Consider the following 19,401-nt stretch of genomic DNA (forward strand, 5'->3'; position numbering starts at 1 on the left):
ACGATTGTTGCGCCGCATCTTCCGCCCATGCCAGCAGCTACGCCGCCAGAGCGTCATCCGCAGCCTGCTTGATCAGCCATTCGATGTGATTTGACCACATCTGCAACACCTCGCGCTTCTCCTTGACGTTGCTATAGAGATCGTAGATTTCGCCAATGTCTCCGGTGCGGGCTCACAGCCCGTCCATATAGCCGCCAGTCTGCTGCCTTCGAGTGGCCCATGTTGGCCGCGGCCAGGAAGTGGCGACGATTGAAAGGACAAAATCAGTTGCCGAAACTCATCGCAGGTGACGGTCTGGTGGCAATTTGGGCACATCTTGTGTCTCGTCGCCAGTAAACACGGATGCCCGGCAGGAGCTGAGCTCGCTGCCGGCGGAAATCGTAGAGCGCCAGCGACGCATTCTGATCTTTCGTCAGGCAGTCGACCGCCTTGGCATACGCCTCGGCCTCCATCTCGATCGACCTGAACCGGTATCTTGTGCGCCATCCGGACGATCTGGGAAAGCTTGGCCGGGCCGGCGCCTTCCCAGGCGCACGGGAAGCGCGACGACCCATGTGGACCTTGGATTTCACTCCGCACTTACGCTGCTTTGGCCTTGTCAGCAGCCTGAGCATAAAGCGTGCTCAGCTTTCAGGCCGAGCACTCATCCATTGTTGACAGCACCTGTCGTCATTCAGGATCGCCCCATTCTCGCAGGCCGCTTGCAGCTTTCAGGCTGTTGTCAGCCAGGGCCGCCATAAAGGGTCTCGTTAAACAATTCAGGAGGCCGTTCCAATGAACAATCAGTTTGCGAGACTTTTTCGAGGACCAGGTATGCAGGCTTGTTTCAGGACAAAGAACTTTCTGGCGGCAACCACCGCGATGACGACGGTATTCCTGCCGGCTGTGTCTCTCGGGGTGGGTCTGGTAGCATTTCCAACTGGAGAAGCGTTGGCCGACGACCCGATTTCGATCCCGCTGGAGTATGTCGGGGAAGGCCATGACCGCCTGGGCATCTGGGCCAAGATCAACAATGGCAACGCGCAGCGATACGTATTCGACACGGGCTCGGACCAGCTCAACACGCAGATCGGGTCAGAGGTGACCGGGGTCCGCCCGATTGCCGACACGCCTTACGTATATACGTACGGGGACGGAACGTATGGTAATAAGCTTCAGAACGTGGAAATTGATAAATTTACATATGTCGATCCAGATCAAAAGATAACAATCGACGGGCCGTCTGTAAGCGATAAGAAATACCGGGCTGCTCGCATTCTCGATTTTGTCTATACCCATGCGTATTGCAAGGACAACAATCTTAAGTGCACGCCGGGATCCGTGACGGATGGACTTAAAGATATGTATGGTCAGGATCTCCAAGAACCTTATCACGCCGATAAGGAGCAGCGGGCGAAAATGACCGCTGGCAAGATGGCAGACGAAGGCGGCGATTTCGCAGGTACATTCGGGGCCGGCGATTTTCTTGGCAAGACAAGTGTCTGGGGCATGATGGGCAGTGTCACCAGGTCTGGCTACGTGGTCTCCGCCAATGTGAATCCGGATTCCGAGAGCGACCAAACGCCTGGCTGTTCCCCCTGCACGATTGTCAACCTCAATCCAAGCCTCCGGGCCCAATATACTAATGCCATGCCATGGGGAGAACCCGAGGAAAAAGATCAGGATTCTTATCAGAATTTTCCTGGCTCTGGCGCCAATGCCTCGACCGAATACGAAGGCAGCTACAATCTGCAGTACACGGTTAAGGATGGAGCCCCACCAATCACCGACCCCAACAAGACCGCGGTATTGCTCGACACCGGCACACCGGGCGGTGGCAGTCTGGAGATCAGTGATGCGATGCTGAAGCAATTTCAGGATGCGGGCGTCAAACTTAAAAATGTTCGGAGAAATGAGCAACGCGAGATCGTAAGCGCATCGGGCAACATCCCGAGCGTTACAATCGCAGGAACGGATGGCGATCCGGTAAGGCTGGACAATATCGACTTCACCTACACCAGCGGCACGACGGAACAACCCAATGACCAGACCAGTTTTGTTGCCGGTCTTGACTTCTTCAAAAACAGATCGGTCATTTTCGATCTGGAGAAGAAGTATACCGCTTATACGTCACATTTCGTCACTGCCAGCAACTTCTCTACCGATTCATCCGCACCCGAAGGGACCGGTCTGAGCAGGATCACGACGAGCATGGGGAATGAGGGCGGGTTCGGCATAGCGGGTGTCGTCTCCGGCTCCGGATCGCTGACGCTTGATACAAAGACGGTGGTCCGGATGACGAATGTCAACACCTACACCGGCGAGACGAATATTGCTCAGGATGCCTATCTCTCGCTTGCGGGGCTCGGCAACATCCAACGGTCAGCGAAAGTCGTTGCAGACGGCACGTTCGATATCTCCGAACATGGAAATGGCAGCGACTATTGGGGAATCTCCGACGCCTACAACGATGCCCGTATTCGTAGCCTGAGTGGCAGCGGAACGGTCGAACTGGGCAAGCGTACCCTGGTGCTAACGGATTCGAACGACACGTTCGCCGGCAGCATCAACGACCTCGACGTTGATAACAATAATATGGGCGGCAAACTATTCGTTGCCGGTGGCGTGCAAACGCTGAGCGGAAAGAACAATTTTTCCGGCATGACGACGGTCGGTTCCGGCGCGGGATTGCTGCTTGCCGATACAGGTGTGCTTTCCCATGATGCGACCACGTCCGGCTTTCTCGGGAATGACGGGCAGATCGGGGGCACGGCTATCGCAAACAGCGGCGGTGTCGTCGCAGGCGGCGGCACCTACGGTGCGGTCACCATTTCCGAGGGCGGCACGGTCGCTCCTGGCAGTGCGACCGATCCGAGCAGGATCGTCACCACACTGACTGTCACGGGCGATTTCGCGCAGCAGTCCGGATCGATCTATCAGGTCGACCTCGCAAGGTCGTCCGATCTCATCGATGTTGGCGGAGCAGCGGCGATCGACAGCGGCGCGCAGATCGAGCTGCTGCGGCAGGGAACGCTATCGGTCGATGCCCGATATACTCTGCTCTCCGCAGCAGGCGGCGTAAGCGGCACCTATGGCGGGCTGACGGGGGCTCTGGCGACAGACGCGACGCCCTTCGTCGATTTCCAGCTCGTCTACGATGCCAACAATGTCTATCTCGATATCAGCCGCACATCGACGGCGTTTGCCGATGTAGCCAGCACCTTCAATCAACGCTCGGTCGCCGCAGCGGCTCAGGCGCTTGGAAGCGGTAATCCGATCCAGGACAACATCCTGTTCCTGACGGCGCCGGAAGCCCGCAACGCTTTCGATATGCTATCAGGCGAGGTTCATGCTTCCATTCATAGCGGCCTCATCGAGGACAGTCATTCTGTACGCGATGCCGCGAGCGAACGGATCCGTGCGGCGTTCGACGGCGTCGGTGCCTCCAGCGTTCCGGTGATGACTTATGGGCTGGGTGGTCTGGAACTGGCCCCGGCAACGAGTGAGAATTTCGCCGTATGGGGCCGTGGCTTCGGCGCCTGGGGTCATCTCGACAGCGACGGCAATGCCGCCGGTCTCGATCACTCGACAGGCGGCTTTCTGGCTGGCGGTGACGCGGCTGTCGGCGAAAGCTGGCGGCTCGGCCTCATCAGCGGCTACAGCCATACCTCCTTGGAGGCGGACGATCGCGCGTCGTCGGGCTCGAGCGAGAATTACCATCTCGGTCTTTTTGCCGGCACGCAGAACGGCAATCTCGGTTTTCGTTCCGGCCTTGCCTATACCTGGCACAGCATCGAGACCGGCAGGTCCGTGGTCTTTCCAGGCTTCGCCGACAGCCTTTCGGCCGATTACGACGCCGGCACGTTCCAGGCCTTTGGCGAGCTCGGCTACCGTATCAATACGGCTTCGGCTTCCTTCGAGCCCTACGCTAATCTCGCTTATGTGAATTTTGACGCCGATGGCTTCACCGAGAATGGCGGCGCAGCCGCCTTGTCGAGCGGGGATCGCTCGAGCGACACGGCGTTTACCACGCTAGGTCTGCGTGCGTCGACGGTACTGACCCTCGGCACCGTGACTGCTACCGCGCGCGGCGGTCTTGGCTGGCGCCACGCCTTCGGCGACGTCAGGCCGGATACCGCTCTTGCCTTTGCTGGCGGTTCCTCCTTCGCCATCAAGGGCGTGCCGATCGCAAAGAACGCAGCTCTGCTCGAAGCTGGGCTTGACGTAAACATCACCGAGAACGCGACGTTCGGCATCGCCTATCAGGGACAGATCGCCTCGGATGCCCAGACACACGGGTTCAGCGCCAAGCTCGGCGTCCGTTTCTAAATCACCCGCAAAAGAGATTGGTTATGAAGTCAGTGAGTGCATTTTCTTTTACCGTCGTTCTCGGCTCAGCGACGGTGATGTCTGTGTCCGCCGCGCGAACGGACGATGCCTGCTACAACAAGGCACAAAGCCTATGATGACGCAATGTTCAATCGACGACCTGAAGCCAGTCGATGGCGAGCTTGACAAGCTCTACAAGGAGATGGAGACCCGGCTCAAAGAGTCCCGGCGCATGTCCAGGAACTGGTCGAGACCGCGAGGGGCTACAACGCCACCTCGGAGAACACGCGCGACGCCTACCCCAAGGATTGGCGGCATTTTTCCTCCTGGTGCCGGCGCGCTGGCTTCGATCCCCTGCCTCCGGGCTCGAAGGTGATCAGGCTCAATATCAGCGCCTGTGCCTCGGGCACCGCCGCCGGCGATCCGAAGCGTGGCGCCCCTGCCCTTTAGTTTGCGACCATCGAGCGGCGGCTTTCCGGCCTCGCCTGGAACTTTACCCAGCGCGGCCGGCCGTTGGACCGCGCGGAGCGGCATATCTATAAGGTTCTTGCCGGCATTCGCCGCAAGCACGCAAAGCCACCGCGGCAGAAAGAGGCGGTCCTGGCGACGATCTGCTGGCGATGATCGCCACGCTCGGCCACGACCTCAGGGCCTGCGCGACCGCGCTATTTTGCTCCTGGGCTGTGGCGGCGGCCTGCGGCGCTCCGAGATCGTCGGTCTCGACGTCATGCGCGACGACAACAGCGATGGCGCCAGCTGGATCGAGATTTTTGACGGCAAGGGCTGCTGGTCACCCTGCGCGGCAAGACCGGCTGGCGCGAGGTCGAGGTCGGCCGCGGCTCCAGCGACCACACCTACCCCGTAGTCGCGCTCGAGAGCTGGATCCGCTTTGGCCGCATCGCACGTGGACCCCTGTTCCGCCGCATCTTGTCGATCAGGTCGATATAATACGAAAAAGCCGCCGCCATTCGGGACGGGCGTCGGCTATCATGTCCAGCCATTATGCGGCGAGCGGATAGCTTTCGCCGGACCAGGCAGAGAACTTGGCGGCAAAAGCCTTCATCTCGTCGACCGCGAATGTGGTGCGCGGTTGCGAACTCGACTTGCTGGGCGAGAGGGACCTCGCCGAGAAAGGCGCTGACATGAGCGGGATGCTGCTTGGCCAAATCGAGATCCGCAAAGCAATCGGCCAGCGCCGCGTCGTCCAGCTGTACGCTGCAGGGCGCGTTCACGTCGTCAAGACGGATGCCAAATGCTTGCTCATAATGGCCGCAAGGTAATCGTTTCGGGTCGGAGACACAAGTTGCCGCCTCCTTCGCCGTAGAGTGGCCCGATACAATCACGATCGATATTGCCACCTCTTATCGATAGTGATCGCATAGTTCCCTGATTCGACTCTCAACCGCTCATATCAAGCGATTACTTCCATGTATCTGCTGCGCTAGCCCGTCCTGGCCTTGGAGTGTCGCTCCTCACCTCCTCCACCACTCACCAGCCCGATGGGAGTATCGCCCGCCAGCAGCTTCTCCTTGCTGAGCAGCGCGGCAACCTCAATCGCCTCGAAATCGGGCAAATCCCGCAGTGTGTCGAGGCCGAAGTGCAACAGGAAGGTCTTGGTCGTGACGTAGGTGTAAGGCGTGCCAAATTCAGCGGGCAGGCAGACGTTGACCCACAACAATCAAGGGGACGGTGCAGGCCAAGATTGCGGCAGGGCTTGGGCCCCCCACCCTTCTCCTCAGAACTCCGCTGCTTCCAGCTGGCGGCTGAAACTCACAGGCGCAGCCAGCTTGGTCTCTAACAGCATCGATCGCATCATGGTGTCTGCCATGAATCCGTGTGCGTGAAGCGCTCCAGAGCGAAGATGTTGGGCGTCAACCAGGTTCACTCCAATGAGCTTCACTTCTCGAGTTCTGCACAGTGTCCACGACTGGCGCCGGAGGTTGATCCGGTGATTAGGAGGAGCACTCGTTGTCGGATTCTCGACGATGTCGGACATGTGACACAACGCTTCCAGAGCGATCGCATTGTTCCGAAACGATTTTCCCAGTTGGCACGAAGGTTGCGGCCCTATGCGCAAAAGCACTGCGATGCCGCACCGACTGGAAGAACTCATCAATGATCACGCTTTTCGAACATGTGGGCGCCGCTACCGACACTGAGCGTTCCCGAGCCGACGGAAGCCTCTATCCCTTCTTTCTGAAGGCTGTCCGGACATGAACGCATTTGATGTCCGTCCAACGCTTGATGCTCCCGACGACGATCCCTATGTCTGGCTTGAAGATGTAGAGGGCGAGCGGGCACTTGCCTGGGCCGCCGGCCAATCGGCAAGGACTCTGAAGCACTTCGGTGGAACGCAGTTCGAGCGCGACCGCGCGGCTCTGACAGCCATTTTCGACAATCGCGACAATCTTCCCCTGATCGCGCGCCGTAGTCAGTACCTCTACAATTACTGGCGAGATGACGGTAATCCACGCGGACTGTGGCGCCGGACCACCCTTGCCGCCTACATGAAGGCGGATCCCCAATGGGAGCTACTGCTCGATCTGGATGCTCTCGCGGCTAGCGACGGAGAGGACTGGATCTGGGACGGCGCGTCCATCGAGCCGGAGAGACGGGAAAGAGCCGTTCTGCGCCTGTCGCGCGGCGGCAGCGACGCGGTCGTGCATCGCGAATTCGACCTGATTTCTCTGAGCTTTGTCGCCGACGGCTTCAACCTCCCCGAGGCCAAAGGCTACGTTAATTGGCTGGACCCTGACACGCTTCTGCTTTCCAGTGCGCTTGGTAATGGCATGGCCACCCGCTCCGGCTATGCGCGCACAGTTCGACTGTGGAAGCGTGACGCGGATCCCCTCACCACGCCGGCAATCTTCGAGGCCGGGTTCGAAAGCTTCCAAGTGTCTGGTCATTCGGACCGCACCGGCCGCAGCGAGCGCCTTTGGTTCATCGAGCAGCCGGCCTTCTTCGAGAAGATCAGCTGGATCGGCGATAGGAGCGGGCCGAGGAGGCAGATCGATCTTCCTCGCGACGCGTCGTGGCGGGTCTTCGGCGACTGGCTGGCGGTAAGGCCGCGCAAGCCCTGGACGGTGGGAGGCACCACCCATCCCGCCGACGCGCTGATCGTCATCTCGCTTTCCACTTTCCTCGCCGGCGGACGCCTTTTTGAGACCCTGTTTCAACCAGGGGAAAGGCGCTCCATGCAGTCATTCTTCTGGAATGACGGGAAGCTCATTATCTCTTACCTCGTCAATCTCGCACCGCGTTTCGAGATGTTCACTCCCGGCCACCAGGAATGGACGCGCCGAGTCCTGAACACCCTGCCCGCCGAAGGTACTGTCGACGTCTGGTCATTCGATGCGGCAGTTCACGAGACCAATGGAGAGGTCCTGATCTGTGCTCAGGATCCGATCACGCCGCCGCAGCTCTTGCTGTTCGATCTGAATGCCGCGCCGTCTCTCAGCGCTTCAGCAATCCTGAAGCGCAGCCCGGAGAATTTCGATGCATCCGGACTGGTGGTCACGCGCCACGAGGCAGTCTCTATCGATCATGAGCTGATCCCCTATACGCAGGTTGGTCCGGCGAACGGGAACGGAGATGCTCCGATTCACCTTTCCGCTTATGGCGGGTTCGGCGTATCATTCCTGCCCTACTACAACTCCCCGCTGGGCAAGCTGTGGCTCGAGCGGCGGCACGTGTGTCGAGGCGAACATCCGCGGCGGCGGCGAGTTCGGCACCCGCTGGCACGAAGCCGGGCGCAGGGAGGGCAAGCGTCTCGCCCACGACGATTTCGCCGCCGTTGCCTCCGACCTCGTGCGAAGGGGCATCACCCTGCCGAGGCGGATTGCCGCCGAGGGTGGCTCAAATGGCGGCCTGCTGATCGCAAACATGCTGACCCGCTATCCTGAGCATTTCGGGGCTCTGTTCTGCACAGCACCGCTTATCGACATGCGTCGCTACACCAAGCTCTTGGCGGGCGCGAGCTGGATCGACGAATATGGCGATCCGGACAAGGTTCACGATTGGGCTTTCCTGAAGGAAATCTCCGCCTATCACGCCGCAGCGCCGGGACAGCCCTATCCGCCTATCCTGATCGCCACCACGAAACGCGACGACCGCGTCCATCCGGGCCATGCGCGCAAGATGGCCGCAAAACTGCAGGCTCTTGGCTATCCCGCTTACTTCTACGAGGCCAGCGCAGGCGGGCACGGCTGCGGCGAGGACAATCGGGAGCAAGCCGCATTCATCAGTCTAGGCACCAATTTTCTCCGCAGCGCAATCGGCTTCAACGATCACCCTCCGGAGACGGCGGAACGCGTTGCAACGCAAGAGGGGCATTTGAGGTCCATCAACAATTCATTCGAGCAGGAGACGAAATAGTGCAGTGCATCCTTTCTGAACATCAAGGAGTGAATCTCATGGCGAGAACGCGAATGGGCGTAGCGCGGGCAACAGCAGCGGCGGTGGCCCTGATCATGGTGGGACAGCAGGCCGTCGCCGCGGAGCCTGCGCAAGCAGAGACCGTCCTGGCGGAGACGGGAGCCTCGGTCACCGAAGCGCCAATCCCTTGGCAGGTCCGCCTGCGGGCGTTGGGCGTCGTTACGAAAGATCTGGGCTACGTTGATACGCTTCCCGGCTCCGGTCTTTCGTATTCGGACACGGTGACGCCGGAACTCGATATCTCGTATTTCTTCACCGACAACATCGCCGCCGAACTCATACTCGGTACCACTTATGCCAACATCGCGGGCCAAGGGACGATCGGAGGGTTGGGCAACATCGGCAAAGTTTGGCTGCTGCCGCCGACACTCACGTTGCAGTACCATTTTACCGATCTCGGCGCGTTCAAGCCTTATGTCGGCGCCGGCGTGAACTACACGATCTTCTACAACCAGGACACTGGCAGCGCTGATGCTCTCAAGGTGAAGAACACGTTCGGCACGGCGCTGCAGGTCGGATTCGACTACATGGTGGACCAGCACTGGGGCCTCAACTTCGACGTGAAGAAGCTTTTCCTGAAGCCGGACTTCGACGTCACGGTGACCGGCGCGAAGCTGACGGGGAAGGCGGAGCTCGATCCCTGGCTGATAGGCGCAGGTGTCACCTACCGCTTTTGAATATCAGAGTGAAGTCTGCTTCCCGACTGCCGGTTTAAATGAAGGGCGCCTCGCGCGCCCTTTTTTACGGTCGACACTGCAGCGCAAGACCTCATGAAGCTATTGTCGGGCGGGGTTCTCTTCCGGCGGACCAAGAAGATGCACTGGCCAACCGGCCTTGCGCCTGAGGTGGAGTGCTTAGAAGCGCTTTGGATCGGGACGGGCTTTGGTATTGTGGGTGGAATGCTTCAGCCAGACCATTTGCCAGCATCGTCTCCCGGACGTCATGTGTGAGCTTCTTTGTCAGCGCAAGGCGAACACGGATCTCCTAGCAGGCCGTTGAAGAAGTGTCCCGTTTGGCCTTGAGGATTGCCTCGTCGCCGTTGTGATAGAAGGTGATGTCGATGGAGCCGTCGTCGAGCAGTTCAGCATGGCCGTCGCCTGTGACCTCGTCCATTTCGTCGAATCCGACCCATGTGAAGAAGACCGTCGACGGGCCGTAGCCGAGTTCGAGGGTTAGATGAGCCAAACGCCAGTGGGGCGTCCTGGGGACGACGCGCGCGAGATTCTGGTCGTGGTGGCCAGCCCAATACGATGTGAGAAGTTGCTGCCGGTGCGGGTACCGGAGGTCGCCGATAGTGACAGCCGATGTTCGACAGCGGCAAGGACATGCTCAGCCGTCAACGCGCCGAGGGCTTGGCCGGGAATGGTGGTGATGGAACCAATCCAGAAAGCGGCGGCTGCCCAGGAGAACGCCTTCGCGGGACTTTGACTCCAGTCCGCACACCCTGCTCAGATAGTCCGAAAAAGAGGTCAGAAGCGGAGCATCCGGATTATTATCTACACTGGGAACAGAAGCATGGAAGCGTTCTGGAGCCACTCGCCGCGCGTTTACCAGTGCCGACACTGCTCCAAGCTGACTATCTGCCATGACCACCTGCCGAACGTAGTCCGTTGATGCCACCGGTACCCTTCGCGGTCTGCTCCAGCGGGAAGATCGGGTCTGATCGACCCTGCTGACCTGTGCGGCGGCCTCTCTCGCTAGGGCGTCCCCCTTCCTGTCGTCCTCCTCCGCCGCTTTCGGCTGCTTTCGGCCCGCCGCCCTCGCCAAGGCGTCGTAGTCGGTAAGCGCGTCCTCCGTCTCCTTTAGGGGCTTCATCGCGTGACTAGAGTTTAGCGCGTGTTTGTAGGCGGCGGACCGAATGGTCGTCGAAATGCCACTCAGCGCCACCGCAAGATGCCCTAGGGCTTCCGCCTCATGATCTGACAGCGGCACGTCACGATTAGAGCCGATTGCCCTGCCTTCTTCCAGTTTCACAATGTTTGTAGTCATTTCCTGCTCCATCGCGTTGACTGAGATACGATGGAGACGGAAGTGGAGAACAAATTTTTACAAGCAACTAAGATGATATTCTCGTCAACGGGACAATAGTGGACGTTGAGGGCGGCGAACAGGGTGGTGGTGCCGTTGCGCTTGTAGTCGTGCCTCATCGTACCGAGCCGCCCCTTCTTCATCGGCAGGCCGGGTGGGTGCGGTCGAGCGCCGGATCTGGCTCTTTTCATCGACCGACAGAACGATGGCATGGGCCGGCGCATCGAGATAGAGGCCGACGACGGCGCGCAACTTGTCGACGAACTTCGGATCATTGGAGAGCTTGAACCTGGCGCCAGCGGTGGGGTGCGAGACCATGCGCCTTCCAGATGCGCCTGACGGCGCTGGCGCTGATTGCGGCGGCTTGCGCCATCATGTCGGCGGTCCAGTGGGTCCTCTCGCCCGGCGGATCGGCAAGCGTCAGTGCCACGACGCGCTCGCCGACATCGGGACCGAGCGGCGGAATGCGCCACTGTCGCGTCTTGTCGCGCAGCAGCCCGTCACAGCCTTCCGCGGCAAAGCGCTCCTGCCAGCGCCAGACGTCGGTCTTCGACTTGCCGATGCGGCGCATGACCTCGCCGGTGCCGACGCCGTCGGCGGGCAAAAGCACTATCTCGGCGCGCCAGACATGCTTTTGCGGGGCGTTGCGATCCCTGATCAGCGCCGTCAGACGGACGCGATCGGCCGACGAAACGGTGAACGATCTTCCTGTGCGCATGCGCCAGACTCGCACGCGCAGGCCAGAAAGGGAATCTCTGATTGGACTCCTATGTCAGGCGGGAACCACTAGACGCCGAGACCGCCGATGCAGACATGTTTGGTGTCGAGATAATCCACGATGCCCTGGAGGCCGCCTTCCTTGCCGAGGCCCGATTCCTTGACGCCGCGGAACGGCACCTCCGGCGTGGTGATCAGGCCTTCATTGACGCCGGTACTTCAGTCCTTCCATCACGCGGAAGGCGCGACCGAGATCGCCGGTGTAGAAGTAGGCCGCGAGGCCGAACTCGGTGTCGTTGGCGAGCGGCGTGCCCGACCTGAGACATGGGTGACGTTTTGTACCGGACACGGATGAAGTGCACCCCTCGGGTGAGCGTTTGCTCGATAATATCCACTGAAGTGAAGCAGTCGGTCTTAATGCTGGAACTCATGCCACCCGACCGACCCGGGAATTCGCAGCAGCGGCGCCGTCGAGTGCAGAACGAATGCCGTCAACCAAGGGGTCGATCTCGCTTTCGGTGATTATATAGGGCGGACAGATTCCAAGCACGTCTCCCATATTGCGGATCATGACGCCGTGCTCGCGGCACCGCCGCTCGACATCGCCGATCCTCAGCTCGGGCGCGAAGACGCGACGGGCGCACGATCCTCGACGATCTGAACCCCCGCGATGAAGCCGCGGCCGCGGGCTTCACCGACAAGCGGATGGTCGCCGAGCGCGTCCGCGAGGGCTCCATGCAAGTGATCGCCGAGACGACGCGCCTGGGTCACGAAATCGATCTCGCTGTAGATCCTGATCGCCTCGGCGGCGACGGCCGCTATCACCGGATGACCGGAGTAGGTGAAACCGTGACCGAACACGCCGACCTTGTGGGCCTCGTCAGCGGCGCATTGATAAATCTTGTCGAGATAATGACGCCGCCAATGGGCAGGTGACCGGATGAAAGCCCCCCGGCGATCGAGAGCATGTCCGGTTCCATCCCAAATGTCTGGCTACCAAACCAGTTCCCGGTGCCTCCGAAGCCGCAGACCACCTCGTCGGACAGCATGAGGATAATTTCTCACTTTCTTGCGAAGATCGGGGGTGTCCACGGTCATTCGTATTACGCGAGATCCGCGAGGCCAAAAACCATCATACCAGAGAGGCGAAACTGCTATCTAGGTGTTTAGATGCAAGAAATTAATCCTGCATTGTTCCCGCACCAGGAACACCCGAGAGGATACCAAGCAGTATTGAACCTTGTTGAAAATGCTCTCGGCGCGCTGGGCGTTATAATTTCTCGAAGGCGATCACAAGGACGTCGCGATAAGCGTACGGCATTTTCAGGTTTTCGGCCACAATCGACGATACATCGTGAAAGGTTTCGCGGTCGTTGCAGATCACAAAATCATTCGGGGAGTTCATTTCGACCTCGCCGAGGAACTCCTTTGAGGCGTCGGTGATCATGCTCATGCCGCCGGTGACGTTGACCCGCCCAATCATATAGCAAGCAATGAAGTCCACCCCGTCCTGGTGAAGGCCCTCGGGTGCCGGTTTGCCATTTACACCATCGCGCGCGACAATCCGGTAGGGATGGATCTTGATATTCCAACGATCATGTCGGGCGGCTTCACATAGAATTCTGCAGAAACCTGTCAGAATCTTTTCTAAGACGGGATGGTCTATAAAGGAGTTTTCAAGGGGCTCGAAGTGGCGCTTGAAGCCGCCATTCAGATGATTGACACTTTTTGATTGTTCGTAGGGGGCGTGGGGTAGGAGCCTAAAGATTCCGTCAGTCGCGTCATATTCAAAAGCGCTATAGCGCCGGTAACGATATGTTCCGCCGTCACGCATGTATTCATCGAGAAGAAGTCGATTCCAATGGTCAGCAAAGTTCTTCCAGGCTGCATCAATTTCGATGCCAAAGCAGGCTTCGGCGCGCTCGCCTTTTGAAAACCACCATCCATTTGTCACCAGACCGTCAGTGCATTGTTGACTGAGGTTGGCCGGCGCCTGGGGTGCGTTGTTTTCCACGGGTGTCTCCCTTTTGGTGACTTGGCGAGGACGGAACGCTTTGGACAACGCTATGTGGGTTGCGGCTTGGTATTCCCAAAGGTCGCGGTCCCTAATGTATCTCGGCGTCCTGGCTCGGATCGACCGAGGTAAAAAGCGTGTGTGATCGACTATGTAGCTGACGCTCCCGCTAACGCCCTCGAGGGCGGATGCAATGGCCCGTTCGCACATCTGGTGAATAGTACTGCCCCATGCACCTGAAACCGCCTCTTGGGACCAGGCTTGCTCAAGCCCTTGCTTCAAAACGATTGATGCCACGTCAAGAGAAGCGGTTTCGAGGTGACGCAGCGCGTCGAAGATAATGGCCGCGGCAGGGGCCTCGCGGACTTCGAGAACCTTTTGGCCGGTTGTGATGTGTTCAAGCCCGACAAAGCGGCCGTGCCCGAATTTGCCGACCGTGTTATTCAGGAACGGGATTGCGTCGACCAATGCAACATCACGGTCATCAATTGACACGAGACTTCCGTCTGCAAACCCGAGTTTGATCTCTACCGGCTGCTCTGCGGGAATGTGGCGCGTCCAAGCAAATGCCTCCTCGGGGATGGAAAAGTTCTCGGGATCTTCCAAAGGCCCCGACTCGAATTCCCGACACCAGAGGTTTTCGTCCGCGCTCCACGTGCGGTCCGCCACAAAAGTCGCTCCACACTTGGACAGGTCGGAGGTCTTCTGTTGTCGGGATATCACAGAGCATTCATACGGACTGCCGAAGTTGCCGGAAAATCCTGAGCGCTTAATGCTATTGTTAAGGCGCGGAAGACTGTTTTGAGAAAGGTTTGCTGTATGAAGAACCAGCCGTGAGTTGATTGACCTAGCATGATTAACAACCAAAGATGCGATTATGGGACGGCTCAACGAACTGCTCAACGGATAGATGCCAAGGTACTTGGCGTGGGCTCGAATGGCTGATTTCACGCCTTGTTCGACAAAGGCATCCCGCCCTTCGAGGCAGACAAAGCGCGCGCCGAACATGGCTGCCGTCCGTTCCAACAAAGGCTGATCGATGCGCGTTCCGACATCCGCTGCGACAGCTTCAATGTTCGCAAAGCCAAGGCTTTGCAGCTTGTAGAGAAGATAGGTGCTGTCGAGACCGCCGCTGAACATGGTTGCAACTGGTGCGGTTCGGTCCGGAAAAGCCTCCAGATCTTCAAAACTCGAAATGCCGCCGATGGCGGGTTTGGTGGAAGCCAAGATGGGGTTCATTTGGATGTCCTGCTCTCAAACCAGATGCCAGCAAACGTCGCAGCGAGGACGAGGCCTGCGCCTATCAAGCTCGGTACTGTCAAAGGCTCATTCAGAAGAAGGTGCGCTAGAACGAAACCAAAAAAAGGTTCTGTTCCCATCAAGAAGCCAACCCGTGTCGGTGTGGATTTTCTCACTGCGGCATTTTGAATGTAGAATGCAGCGAGGGTGCAGAAGAGTGCAAGGAAGGCAACAGCGCCCCAAAACTGAAGGGTGGCCCTCACAACAAGGCCTGAAATTCCGAACTGAGCGACGGCCAAAACGAAAGTAAGTGTTGCCACCGTCGATCCTTGGATGGCCGTCAGGGCTGCAGATGAAATCTGCCGGCCGGCCAGAAGGCGTTTGGTGGAAACGACCATAACCGCTCGCAGAATCGCGGCCCCCAAGACAAGCGCGTCACCCGGGCTGAACCTGCTGATCCCGCCAGTGAGAATGCCGACACCGATGCACGCTATGGCAGCACTTGCCAAAATGCCCGTAGGTGGAAGTCGCCGTGATAGCCCATAGTCGATGCTCGGCGTGAAAATCACACAAAGCGATATGATCAAGGCCGTGTTCATTGCGCTTGTCGATGCAACGCCGTAAGTTTCAGCAATAAAGATGCAAAAAAGTATTGTTCCCAATGCGAAGCCGCGGATGAAATCGCCCCAGGAGACCAATGCGATCTCATGTCTTGCAGCCACTGCCGTAATGATCGTAGTAATCAGGAAGCGATAAAGAACAAGTATCGAAACCGGCGCGTAGAACAGTGCGCCTTTCCCGACCGGATAGCTCGCCCCCCAAACGAATGCGACTCCCAGCAAGGCTAGATCCACCGAGAAAGATGGCGTCCGTGTTTTCCTGACAGGTATTGGAGAACTTTCGAAAACGTCCACCTTCAAAGTTTCCTTTGTGTTAGCCATCCACCCCTGCTGCGAGGGTCAAACAGATCAGGTCGTTCAGCCTCTTGGGCGATCCGTGCCGCGGCGTACTTGTTTTTGGTAACGCAAGTGCCGTGCCGATTCGGAAAACCATTGCTAGACAACAACCTGGTCGCCTTGATAGTTCGGCGGTTCATGTCCATTGTTGTCAGAATGCCGACAATGACTTCAACTGCAGGGATCCTACCGGCAGGGCCTCAAGGCGAACACGCGGCTCCAAGATGCCGACACGATGGCTGGTTCAGCCATGCTTCGACAGTTGCCTGTTTTTTCAGTTCCTTTGCTGTTCGTGCGCTAACCGCAACGCTCCATACTAGTCTCGCGTGGCTGTCCCCGTGGGGTGGGCGGCAGAAAGCGATTAGGCCCGCTGAAAGAGGCGAACCGCATCCGAAGGATCGTAACCAAGAGAAGGACCTGAAGCGAGAGCGAAGGTTGCGGGAGGCCGCGGCGGGCCTAAAAGGCAATGCCGACCGCCCCAGGAAAGGCTGACAAAAACCGCAGCGGCCGACTGTCCAATAGGGTGCGCCGGGCCAGGGCGAGCCAAATGGCAGGGGCTGCCGGGGGACCCTAAGAAAAGCCTGGGTTCACGAGCACCCGGCGCGCGCCATCAGGCGGCCAGCTACTTGGAGGGCGGGTGTATCATGCCTGTTTGTCGGGCCGAACCAGATCCATGTGGCTGACGCCGAGGGCCAATGCCAGTTCATAGATCGTGATAATTGTCGGATTTCTTCGGCCTTTCTCCAAGCCGCTGATGTACTGCTGACTGAACCCGGAAATCTCCGCAAGCTGCTCCTGCGTCAGGCGCTTCCTTTGCCTGATCCTCTGCACATTCCGTCCGACCAACTTGCGCATATCCATGCACGCAAGCCAGCGGATCAGGCGGCTTGAGTTTATCAACTATAATATGTAATCCACATTTAGCAGGCACAGGGCTTCGCGGGTCCATTGGCCGGAGATAGAATTAGCGATGTTGCAGCCCAGATCGAACACGCCGTTCGCCGACGAGGTCCCCTGGTCGGACCGCATTACAGCCTACGACAAGGACCACTTTACAACCTATATGAGGCTCCTGGACGCCTCGGCCGACAACGCCACTGAAGAGGAAATGGCCAAAGTGATCCTCGGCATTGATCCGGCACGCGAACCTGAGCGCGCACGCAACGTTCTTCGCAGTCATCTCGACCGTGCAAACTGGGTGGTGACGAGCGGCTACAAGGATTTGTTCGCCAGTTGACGAAATGGGCGGTGCGGTCGCTTCGCTTCAAGCAACGAAGTCGCGCAACCGCCATGCATCGACGTATCACCACAGCGCGGATGGCCCAGCGCTTCGCTGTCTCATCATTTTGTCCTCCGCTCGCCAATGGCTGCTTCCCAGGAATGGGTGCGGCGGCGAATCATGACAGGAACGGGTCCGCCGTCTGAGCCGCACCGCATCCGAAGGGCCGGATGGACAACCTACTGAAAGCTCACAGCTGGCTAAGGGTTGCGGGACGCCGCGGCGGGCCTAGAAGGATGCGGCGCCACCTGCTGAGAAAGGCACAAAACAGAGCGAATTGCGAGAGTCTAACGACGCGCTAGGAGGCGCAGCGGAATGGTCGAGACGCCAGAGCCAAGAAAAGCGGGGCTCGACCCACCGGCACACGGCACGCGCGGTGATGGGCGCGGGCGCCCACTACGTGCGCAGGCTCAACAGAATCTCACACGGATCAGCATCGAGGGCCGCAGTTACGTCGAGAAACTCAATGACATCGAGACGCCGTTCGCCACCCTCATATTTCGCCACGAAAGATTGCGGACGACCAAGCTTCTCAGCCACCTGCGCCTGCGTCAGCCCTTTGACATTGCGCAGTGAGATCAACTGGGCCAGAAACCGCTGGTGGCGGGGAGATCGAAGAGATTTGGGCATTTAGGTGAACCGGCAGGTAGAGACCGGCTCAGCGACTAATCCCCGTTTCGGATTATCCCATTTTGGGATATTCTGCCTTGGATCCAGCGATCAACATGCGAGGTTCGCGGCAGACATGAATCAATCAACGGGAACAGATAGGACTCAAAGCTCAACACTGCTCGACGAAGTCCCTTGGTCTGACCGTCTTACCGCCTACGACAGGGCGCACTTTACCATCTATATGAGGCTCCTGGACGCCTCAGCCGATGAGGCGCCCGAAGAGGAAATGGCCCAACTGATCCTCGGCATTGATCCGGCACTTGAACCGGAGCGCGCCAGGAAGGCGCTTCGTAGTCATCTCGACCGTGCGAACTGGATGGTGACGAGCGGCTACAAGGAATTGTTCGCCAGCTGACAAATTCGCAGTGCTCGGTCATAGAAGCGTTCCTGTGCCATTGGTCAGGCTGATCGGGGCCTGCACCACAGACGCGCCGGCAAAATGGACCCGGTGGCGAGCACAATTCAGTTCCCAGGAAATCGGGGTTTGGCAACTGTCCGAGCGTCTGACGTGATAGAAGGTTCCGCTCTGTCTGGATGGGTATTAGCCCGGAGCAGCACTCCATATCGTACCGGCGCTCGACGAAGGGTCCACCTCTTCGCTTTCAAGCCGCATAACCGATAGCCATCGCCCTAAGTCAAGGGTTAGAGATTACCGGCAGGCAGGTATGCAAGCGGGCCATCCTCGGAAACTATATAACCGCACGACTAGCTGTGAGCTTTCGGGAGGTTGTCCATTCGGACCGGACCGGGGAGACTGGAGTTACCAAGCTTCAGCACTCACCGGAGGGTCCGAATGAACATCCATAAGAATGCCCGTCTCACACCGCTGCGTCGAGAGGAGATGGCGCTGTCGGTGATAGAAGGCGCTTTCTCCAAAGCCCATGCGGCGCGTGTCTACGGCGTGTCGGCCAAGATCGTGGCGCGCTGGGTCGAGCGCTACAAGTCCGAAGGGCGGGCCGGCATGATCGACCTTTCCTCGCGGCCCGCCAATATGCCGCAGGCCACCGCTGCGTTGATCGCCGAGCGCATCATGGCGCTGCGGCGGCAACGTTGGACCGGCAAGCACATCGCCCATGAGGTCGGCGTCTCGCCCGCCACCGTTAGCCGGGTTCTCAAGCGTGCCGGACTGTCGCGGTTGCGGGATATCGAACCGGCCGAGCCGATCCGACGCTACGAGCGCGAGCATCCTGGCGAGATGATCCATATCGATATCAAGAAGCTCGGTCGTTTCGAGCGCATCGGTCATCGCATTACCGGCAAGCGCACCGGCAATGCCAGCTCGCGCGGCAGCAGTTGGGAGTTCGTCCATGTCTGCATCGACGACGCCTCCCGCATCGCCTTCTCGCAGATCCTGCCCGACGAGAAAAAAGAAAGCGCCATCGCCTTCCTCAAGGCGGCGGTGGCCTACTACGCCAGCCTCGGCGTCACGATAGCCCGCGTCATGACCGACAACGGCTCCTGCTACAGATCAAAGGCCTTCGCCAAGGCCTGCCGCGATCTCGGCCTCAAGCACGTCAGGACAAGACCCTATACACCCAAGACCAATGGCAAGGCCGAGCGCTTCATCCAGACAGCACTGCGCGAATGGGCTTATGCCATCGCTTATCCGACTTCAGATCACCGCGCCGCAGAGTTGCCGGTCTGGCTGCACAGATACAATTGGCACCGTCCCCACGGGAGCCTAAAGTCCAAAACACCTATCAGTCGCCTCGCTCTAACCGAGGACAACCTGTTGAGGCTCCACAACTAGCTCG

The 19,401-nt window shown here is 58.9% G+C and carries 15 protein-coding genes and 5 pseudogenes; 8 read left to right on the forward strand and 12 right to left on the reverse strand.

The annotated features are described in order from the left end of the window. The first annotated feature begins 774 nt into the window (after nt 1–774). From EOA33_RS00535 to EOA33_RS38790, 3 genes and pseudogenes are all read left to right on the forward strand, one after another. Nucleotides 775–4,308, forward strand: a complete 3,534-nt coding sequence (locus tag EOA33_RS00535; RefSeq protein ID WP_082826570.1) for an autotransporter domain-containing protein — start codon at nt 775–777, stop codon at nt 4,306–4,308. A 243-nt stretch (nt 4,309–4,551) separates the two neighbouring features. Continuing rightward, nucleotides 4,552–5,235, forward strand: a pseudogene (locus EOA33_RS40130) (integrase); the annotation flags it as partial. A gap of 116 nt (nt 5,236–5,351) precedes the next feature. Continuing rightward, nucleotides 5,352–5,588 (forward strand): hypothetical protein, encoded by a 237-nt coding sequence (locus EOA33_RS38790; protein WP_063169293.1) that lies wholly within the window; start codon nt 5,352–5,354, stop codon nt 5,586–5,588. A gap of 161 nt (nt 5,589–5,749) precedes the next feature. On the opposite strand, the pseudogene EOA33_RS00550 reads toward EOA33_RS38790, so the two are convergent. Continuing rightward, nucleotides 5,750–5,950 (reverse strand): annotated as a pseudogene (locus EOA33_RS00550) (SMC-Scp complex subunit ScpB); the annotation flags it as partial. Nucleotides 5,951–6,043: 93 nt separating this feature from the next. Further along, on the reverse strand, nt 6,044–6,304 hold the full coding sequence (locus tag EOA33_RS00555) for a hypothetical protein (protein WP_095769041.1): 261 nt from the start codon (nt 6,302–6,304) through the stop codon (nt 6,044–6,046). 217 nt (nt 6,305–6,521) lie between these two features. On the opposite strand from EOA33_RS00555, the pseudogene EOA33_RS00560 reads away from it, so the two are divergent. Further along, a pseudogene (locus EOA33_RS00560) lies at nt 6,522–8,682 on the forward strand (prolyl oligopeptidase family serine peptidase). A 38-nt stretch (nt 8,683–8,720) separates the two neighbouring features. Next, complete coding sequence (locus EOA33_RS00565) at nt 8,721–9,419, forward strand: OmpW family protein (protein ID WP_063169295.1); 699 nt, start codon at nt 8,721–8,723, stop codon at nt 9,417–9,419. A 307-nt stretch (nt 9,420–9,726) separates the two neighbouring features. Here the strand turns inward: EOA33_RS00565 and EOA33_RS00570 are convergent, their stop codons facing one another. The 9 genes and pseudogenes from EOA33_RS00570 to EOA33_RS00605 all read right to left on the reverse strand — a co-directional run bounded on the left by EOA33_RS00570 (nt 9,727) and on the right by EOA33_RS00605 (nt 16,557). Beyond that, nucleotides 9,727–9,927 (reverse strand): hypothetical protein, encoded by a 201-nt coding sequence (locus tag EOA33_RS00570; RefSeq protein WP_244514237.1) that lies wholly within the window; start codon nt 9,925–9,927, stop codon nt 9,727–9,729. A 144-nt stretch (nt 9,928–10,071) separates the two neighbouring features. Beyond that, entirely contained in the window at nt 10,072–10,731 is a 660-nt protein-coding gene (locus EOA33_RS40135; RefSeq protein ID WP_063169296.1) for a hypothetical protein, read from the reverse strand. A 101-nt stretch (nt 10,732–10,832) separates the two neighbouring features. Continuing rightward, nucleotides 10,833–11,488 (reverse strand): annotated as a pseudogene (locus tag EOA33_RS00580) (IS630 family transposase); the annotation flags it as partial. Between the two features lie 68 nt (nt 11,489–11,556). Beyond that, nucleotides 11,557–11,791: pseudogene (locus tag EOA33_RS00585) on the reverse strand (aldehyde dehydrogenase family protein); the annotation flags it as partial. A 308-nt stretch (nt 11,792–12,099) separates the two neighbouring features. Continuing rightward, nucleotides 12,100–12,348 (reverse strand): aminotransferase class III-fold pyridoxal phosphate-dependent enzyme, encoded by a 249-nt coding sequence (locus tag EOA33_RS41270; RefSeq protein WP_063169297.1) that lies wholly within the window; start codon nt 12,346–12,348, stop codon nt 12,100–12,102. Further along, nucleotides 12,309–12,536 carry an aminotransferase class III-fold pyridoxal phosphate-dependent enzyme gene (locus EOA33_RS41275; protein ID WP_263485461.1) on the reverse strand — a complete coding sequence of 76 codons (228 nt, stop codon included), beginning with the start codon at nt 12,534–12,536 and terminating at the stop codon, nt 12,309–12,311. The genes EOA33_RS41270 and EOA33_RS41275 overlap by 40 nt, the downstream gene beginning before the upstream one ends. A gap of 221 nt (nt 12,537–12,757) precedes the next feature. Further along, nucleotides 12,758–14,740, reverse strand: coding sequence for an argininosuccinate synthase-related protein (locus EOA33_RS00595; RefSeq protein ID WP_063169298.1), 1,983 nt, complete (start codon nt 14,738–14,740; stop codon nt 12,758–12,760). After that, a complete protein-coding gene (locus tag EOA33_RS00600) occupies nt 14,737–15,681 on the reverse strand; it encodes a DMT family transporter (protein WP_082826572.1) in 945 nt (314 codons plus the stop codon). Before EOA33_RS00600 ends, EOA33_RS00595 begins: the two co-directional genes overlap by 4 nt. A 657-nt stretch (nt 15,682–16,338) precedes the next feature. Continuing rightward, on the reverse strand, nt 16,339–16,557 hold the full coding sequence (locus EOA33_RS00605; RefSeq protein WP_029354714.1) for a helix-turn-helix transcriptional regulator: 219 nt from the start codon (nt 16,555–16,557) through the stop codon (nt 16,339–16,341). A 109-nt stretch (nt 16,558–16,666) separates the two neighbouring features. Between EOA33_RS00605 and EOA33_RS00610 the strand changes: the two genes are divergently transcribed. After that, complete coding sequence (locus tag EOA33_RS00610) at nt 16,667–16,933, forward strand: DUF2285 domain-containing protein (RefSeq protein WP_063169299.1); 267 nt, start codon at nt 16,667–16,669, stop codon at nt 16,931–16,933. Nucleotides 16,934–17,371: 438 nt separating this feature from the next. Here the strand turns inward: EOA33_RS00610 and EOA33_RS00615 are convergent, their stop codons facing one another. Next, on the reverse strand, nt 17,372–17,605 hold the full coding sequence (locus EOA33_RS00615) for a helix-turn-helix transcriptional regulator (RefSeq protein WP_082826573.1): 234 nt from the start codon (nt 17,603–17,605) through the stop codon (nt 17,372–17,374). A gap of 115 nt (nt 17,606–17,720) precedes the next feature. Here EOA33_RS00615 and EOA33_RS00620 point away from each other — a divergent pair, with 115 nt between their 5' ends. Both EOA33_RS00620 and EOA33_RS00625 read left to right on the forward strand, forming a co-directional pair. Further along, nucleotides 17,721–18,002, forward strand: coding sequence for a DUF2285 domain-containing protein (locus tag EOA33_RS00620; RefSeq protein WP_063169301.1), 282 nt, complete (start codon nt 17,721–17,723; stop codon nt 18,000–18,002). Between the two features lie 438 nt (nt 18,003–18,440). After that, nucleotides 18,441–19,397, forward strand: a complete 957-nt coding sequence (locus tag EOA33_RS00625; RefSeq protein WP_127404723.1) for an IS481 family transposase — start codon at nt 18,441–18,443, stop codon at nt 19,395–19,397. Nucleotides 19,398–19,401 lie beyond the last annotated feature (4 nt).

It is taken from the genome of Mesorhizobium sp. M4A.F.Ca.ET.050.02.1.1 (assembly GCF_003997725.1).
In the GTDB taxonomy this organism is placed as follows: domain Bacteria; phylum Pseudomonadota; class Alphaproteobacteria; order Rhizobiales; family Rhizobiaceae; genus Mesorhizobium.

What these genes read in the sequence shown, in the direction of transcription:
- EOA33_RS00535 (WP_082826570.1), top strand. Translation starts at nt 775, where the DNA reads ATGAACAATCAGTTTGCGAGACTTTTTCGAGGACCAGGTATGCAGGCT.
- EOA33_RS00555 (WP_095769041.1), bottom strand. Translation starts at nt 6,304, where the DNA reads ATGTCCGACATCGTCGAGAATCCGACAACGAGTGCTCCTCCTAATCAC.
- EOA33_RS00565 (WP_063169295.1), top strand. Translation starts at nt 8,721, where the DNA reads ATGGCGAGAACGCGAATGGGCGTAGCGCGGGCAACAGCAGCGGCGGTG.
- EOA33_RS40135 (WP_063169296.1), bottom strand. Translation starts at nt 10,731, where the DNA reads ATGACTACAAACATTGTGAAACTGGAAGAAGGCAGGGCAATCGGCTCT.
- EOA33_RS41275 (WP_263485461.1), bottom strand. Translation starts at nt 12,536, where the DNA reads ATGCTGTCCGACGAGGTGGTCTGCGGCTTCGGAGGCACCGGGAACTGG.
- EOA33_RS00595 (WP_063169298.1), bottom strand. Translation starts at nt 14,740, where the DNA reads ATGAACCCCATCTTGGCTTCCACCAAACCCGCCATCGGCGGCATTTCG.
- EOA33_RS00600 (WP_082826572.1), bottom strand. Translation starts at nt 15,681, where the DNA reads ATGGCTAACACAAAGGAAACTTTGAAGGTGGACGTTTTCGAAAGTTCT.
- EOA33_RS00605 (WP_029354714.1), bottom strand. Translation starts at nt 16,557, where the DNA reads ATGGATATGCGCAAGTTGGTCGGACGGAATGTGCAGAGGATCAGGCAA.
- EOA33_RS00610 (WP_063169299.1), top strand. Translation starts at nt 16,667, where the DNA reads ATGTTGCAGCCCAGATCGAACACGCCGTTCGCCGACGAGGTCCCCTGG.
- EOA33_RS00615 (WP_082826573.1), bottom strand. Translation starts at nt 17,605, where the DNA reads ATGCCCAAATCTCTTCGATCTCCCCGCCACCAGCGGTTTCTGGCCCAG.
- EOA33_RS00620 (WP_063169301.1), top strand. Translation starts at nt 17,721, where the DNA reads ATGAATCAATCAACGGGAACAGATAGGACTCAAAGCTCAACACTGCTC.
- EOA33_RS00625 (WP_127404723.1), top strand. Translation starts at nt 18,441, where the DNA reads ATGAACATCCATAAGAATGCCCGTCTCACACCGCTGCGTCGAGAGGAG.